The 4,782-nt window shown below is 39.5% G+C and carries 4 protein-coding genes and 1 pseudogene; 3 read left to right on the top strand and 2 right to left on the bottom strand.

The genetic code is table 11. From position 1 onward, the window contains the following. A partial coding sequence (locus tag BUB94_RS16025) for a His/Gly/Thr/Pro-type tRNA ligase C-terminal domain-containing protein (RefSeq protein WP_254793767.1) occupies window positions 1-323 on the top strand: 323 nt, incomplete at its 5' end. A 796-nt stretch (window positions 324-1,119) separates the two neighbouring features. Continuing rightward, window positions 1,120-2,772, top strand: coding sequence for an Eco57I restriction-modification methylase domain-containing protein (locus BUB94_RS16015; RefSeq protein WP_073238951.1), 1,653 nt, complete (start codon window positions 1,120-1,122; stop codon window positions 2,770-2,772). Here BUB94_RS16015 and BUB94_RS16010 read toward each other — a convergent pair. Next, on the bottom strand, window positions 2,759-3,781 hold the full coding sequence (locus BUB94_RS16010; protein WP_073238948.1) for a hypothetical protein: 1,023 nt from the start codon (window positions 3,779-3,781) through the stop codon (window positions 2,759-2,761). The genes BUB94_RS16015 and BUB94_RS16010 overlap by 14 nt on opposite strands. A 4-nt stretch (window positions 3,782-3,785) precedes the next feature. After that, window positions 3,786-4,007: a helix-turn-helix domain-containing protein gene (locus tag BUB94_RS16005; protein ID WP_073238945.1), complete on the bottom strand. Its 222-nt coding sequence runs from the start codon at window positions 4,005-4,007 to the stop codon at window positions 3,786-3,788. A 398-nt stretch (window positions 4,008-4,405) separates the two neighbouring features. Between BUB94_RS16005 and BUB94_RS16000 the strand changes: the two are divergent. Further along, window positions 4,406-4,782 (top strand): annotated as a pseudogene (locus tag BUB94_RS16000) (aminoacyl--tRNA ligase-related protein); the annotation flags it as partial.

The following is a 4,782-nucleotide window of genomic DNA, read 5'->3' as shown; positions in this document are numbered from 1 at the left end:
TGGGCGATTTCCCGCTGTGGTTGGCTCCGGTCCAGGCACGCGTCCTCCCCATCTCCGAAAAGTTCGCTGAATACGCCCACAAGGTGGAACGTGAATTGGTGAACGCCGGCGTCCGCTGCGACATCGACGAATCCAACGAAAAGCTTGGCTACAAGTTCCGTCAGTGCGAACTCCAGAAAATCCCCTATAAGATTATTGTAGGTGAAAAGGAAATGAACGAAGGCGTCGTTTCTGTGAACAAGAGAAAAGAAGGTGACAAGGGACAAATGTCTGTCGCCCAGTTCCTCGAAATGACCGCAGAAGACCGCAAGGTTGTGCGTTAGTCTGGCCATCTATAAAAATTCAAACATCCGCCTTTACAAGGCGGATGTTTTTTTTGTAATTAGACACTTTATAGTCTAGCCTCTTCGGTCCTCGACTTCTTTCAAATATATAGACTGATAGACAATAGCAAGGGACGTATATATTTGAAAATTTCAGTAACGGATCCACAATAGGAGATAAATCAAAGGAAATATTTAATTCAAAACAGTCGTTAAAAAAATCAATAGATAAACAGCCTAAACCATAAACAAACAAAGAAAACGCCTTTATAAAATAAACACAAGCCACTCCCATTAGAATGCATCCTATTGACACCCCTGAAAAAAAAGGAAATAACCAATAATGTTTAGTAAAGATACTAACGATTAAGGAAAGACCTGCGAAAACGCCAATGGTCTTAAACATAAGAATATAGTTGAAATCCAGAAAATAGCGTTCGATTATTACCGAAACAACTAGTAACAATGTCATTACGAAGGTAATGTATTTTTGTTTCTTGTCCATCGGGCGCTTCCTAGAAAACGGTTGATTTTGAACCCTTCCATTTAAAATATACTTTTATTCAAATGTCATTTACTGACAATTAGTGTTTTTTTCGCTATTCAACAAAAAAAATTGTCCCTGACATCGACTATCTTGAGAATGAATTTTTCGGGCAGGGTTTCGTTAGCGGGTTTAACATGTACCTCCTTGTAAGAAGTGATAATATAGATCGAAAACCTCGATTTGTGTCATTTTTAGGCAATTATAGGCGCCGAGTATTTAGTATATTATGGATATAAGGAAAGCCCCAAAATGAGATACCAGCAACTTTCTTCAAAAAAAGCAAACGGCATTGTATATACACCAACGGCACTTGCTAACTTTTTAGCAAATCAGTTAATCTGCTTTTCAAAAATTGACCTTAAAAATGTAAAAGCTCTTTCCATACTTGACCCCGCTGTTGGCGGTGGCGAATTGCTGATATCGCTAATAAACACTATATATACTATAAATAAAAATATTCTCATTTCTGCCGTAGGCTACGAAACCGATTCTGACGTTGCAAAAGAAACGAATTCAAAACTTTCAGCATTATTTCCTGATGCATCCGTTAAAATTCATAACAGAGACTTTCTTTCTTCGTTCGAATCAATCTCGAACAAATTTGATTTTATTATAGCCAATCCGCCTTATGTTCGCACTCAGATTTTAGGCGCTGAAAAATCTTCTCAAATTTCACAAAAACTTAATTTAAATGGTCGTGTTGACATTTATTATGCATTTATTATCGCCGTAAAAAGATTACTGCATAAAGATGGAATTGCTGGATACATCACGTCCAACAAATTTTTAACAATCAAAGCTGGTGCGTGCGTAAGAGACTTTATCCTAGAAAATTATAATCTACACAATATAGTTGATTTTGGAGATTCAAAGCTATTTTCTGCCGCGGTCCTTCCTTGTACTATGACATTCTCTTTGGGTTCGACAACCACCCAGGATGTCGCATTCACATCAATATACGAAACGAAAAAATTAGACTCAAACGTTCCTCGCTGTCAATCAATTTTTGACCATATATCAGATAATGGCTGTTTTATGGTTGAAGACGGGAAAGTTTTTGACATCAAACAAGGTGCATTAGACAACTCCCAAAAAGATCATCCTTGGACAATCTCTTTTAAAGAGAAAGAAAAATGGATGCTTAACGTCAAGAGAAATACTTGGAAGCATATATCCGACATCGGGAAAGTTAGAGTCGGCATAAAAACTACTGCGGATAATGTTTTTATTGGAAATGATTGGAACGGCAGCAAGTCAGACATTGAACTGTTAAAACCACTCATAACACATCGAGATGCGGGACAAATAACGGCTTCTGCAAATGCAGGATGGAAAGTCCTGTACACTCACGAAATTGTCAACTCAAAAAAAACTGCAGTAAACTTGGATTTATACCCCAAAAGCAAGCAATATCTAAAATCTCATTACAGCCAACTATCTTCAAGAAGCTACATAAAAAAAGCTCATCGAAATTGGTATGAAATTTGGGTTCCCCAGAATCCTAGTGCATGGAGCAAACGAAAGATTGTTTTTCGGGATATCTCGGAAAAACCTACATTCTGGCTAGATACCAGCGGAGCCATTGTAAACGGAGATTGCTACTGGATTGAAATCAACGACTCTATCATTGACGACACTATTTACCTCGCCCTTGCTGTTGTAAATAGTAATTTTATAGAAAAATACTATGACGCATGTTTTAATACAAAATTGTATTCTGGGAAAAGAAGATTTATGAGTCAATATGTTGAACAGTTCCCTATTCCTGATCCAAATTCAAAGTACGCAAAGAAGGCTGTTCAAATTGTAAGGAATATTCTATCCAGCGATAATTGCCAAAACAAATCTTTCTATATGGAAGAATTAAATACAATTGTCGACGCGATGTTTAACGTCGCGTAAAGAAATCTTTGGGCAACGGAATTTGGATTTTCGAATTTTTCTTCATTCCCTCAAACAAGGGAAAATGCTTAGGCAAATCTTCTCCAGTAACCAAATACAGTCTGCGAAGCAAAACATTTTCTCCTTGCACAAGTCCATCAAATATGGCGTATCTTACATCTTTACTAGTGAAGGTTACGCCATCCGCAGAAAACACCTTTTTCCCATCTTCTGGGGAATGTAAGCCTAAATCAATCGTTGGCGAAGTTTGCAATTTCACTTCAAGCAATTGGTTTTTCAAATCAGGATATTTTCCATCATCAACAGAAATGCTGTACCCCAAACGAGAGCAAATTAAATCCTGCAAATAAGCGCCTCTATTTCTTTCTTGAATTGCTCCTAATACAGGCATTTCTTTTCCAACCAACGGTGACAGCAATTCGTAAATTTTACGGATTCCAAGCAATTCATTTTTCTGGGGGAAAGACGCGACATTTGCATCTAGAAGGTCAATGGTATTGTCATCTTTCCAATTCTGAACAAGCGACGTATCATTTGCCGAACAAATATCTTCATCATAGCTTTTCATTCGAGCTTGATATTTTTGAGTCAATTTCCCAGTACGGTCATATTGAACAAGTTCGTCACCCGAAATAATTTTTACAGAATCAATTACATCGTCATCACTTGTTCTTAAAAAAACATATCTTCTATTTCCATCAATATCCTCATTCCATATTTGAACATTCATACTTTTTTGAGTATAAACATCAAAATTTTGGCCTACAAAACGAGGACGACTTCTTTTAAACGATTTAGGAACAGGATACCCAAGTGCATTACAGATTTCCGTTTTTACCTTTTTTGACCGAGTTCTTAAAGGCAAGTCTTTTAGAGACAAACCAACTAACGACTCCGCTAAAATTTTTTGAAGAATCGGTGTTGGAATAAACAAATCGACATTTCTTTCATCGATATAATCGTAAATAGACAATTTACTTCTTTGAATATTGTGAGAATAATTTATCATACAGTCACCTTATTGGTTCGAATAAATCAGACAATGAAATTTGCAATCCATCAGCAATTTTCTTTATATTGCATATTGAAATATTTCTCTTTCCCGCTTCAACAGAGGCATAATACGTCCTATCCATTCCTATTTGCAGAGAAAATTTTTCCTGACTCAATCCGGTTTGCAAACGCAATTCTTTTATTCGTGAACCAAACAATTCTGTTATAGAAACTTTTTTCATATTTTGATAAAGGTAAAAGACATATGAGTATAAATCAACGGACTATAAGCAACATTTTCAGCCATTTTGCGTTAGGGATAGTGACCCCTTGGGGCCGAGACCTTGGGCTCGGTTTTATGAGGTTGTTCGGGAACGAAGTGAGCCGGGCAACCCATAAAATATAGCCCGACCCACACGATAGTGCGGGGAACGCCCATAACAAGCAGATCTCGCGGCTACCTCGAAGTGATTACGCCGGACAGCGATGCAAGGCGAGAGCAGCGGACAAACTCGTTTGTCCATTGCCGAGCCGAAGAGCTGGGATGCTTGCATCCCAATCGTGACTACCGCCCAAGGCGAGTGCTGCGGGCAAACGCGTTTGCCCATAGCCGAGCCGATGCGGGAGGCGACGAAGTCGCCACAAGACTTTGTGGATCAAGTCCGGTCACGCCGACAAGTACAACGAAAACATGTTCAAGACCATGGCTGGCGACGTTGAAATGGCTGTGAAGCCCATGAACTGCCCCTGCCACATTCAGATCTTCAACACCGGTCTCCGCAGCTGGCGCGACCTCCCCATGCGTCTTGCTGAATTCGGCAAGTGCCACCGTTACGAACCTGCCGGTACCATGCACGGTTTGATGCGCGTCCGCGGCTTCGTGCAGGATGACGCTCATATCTTCTGTACCGAAGAACAGATCGCTTCCGAAGTGGCTGACTTCTGCGCTCTCGTGAAGGAAATCTACCACGACTTCGGTTTCGATTCCATCGTGGTGAAGTTCTCTACCCGTCCGGA

The organism is Fibrobacter sp. UWH9 (genome assembly GCF_900129715.1).
Taxonomy (GTDB): domain Bacteria; phylum Fibrobacterota; class Fibrobacteria; order Fibrobacterales; family Fibrobacteraceae; genus Fibrobacter.
Note: the sequence above shows the minus strand (reverse complement) of the source record. Positions and strands in the feature narration are given on the sequence as shown.

What these genes read in the sequence shown, in the direction of transcription:
- BUB94_RS16015 (WP_073238951.1), top strand. Translation starts at nt 1,120, where the DNA reads ATGAGATACCAGCAACTTTCTTCAAAAAAAGCAAACGGCATTGTATAT.
- BUB94_RS16005 (WP_073238945.1), bottom strand. Translation starts at nt 4,007, where the DNA reads ATGAAAAAAGTTTCTATAACAGAATTGTTTGGTTCACGAATAAAAGAA.
- BUB94_RS16010 (WP_073238948.1), bottom strand. Translation starts at nt 3,781, where the DNA reads ATGATAAATTATTCTCACAATATTCAAAGAAGTAAATTGTCTATTTAC.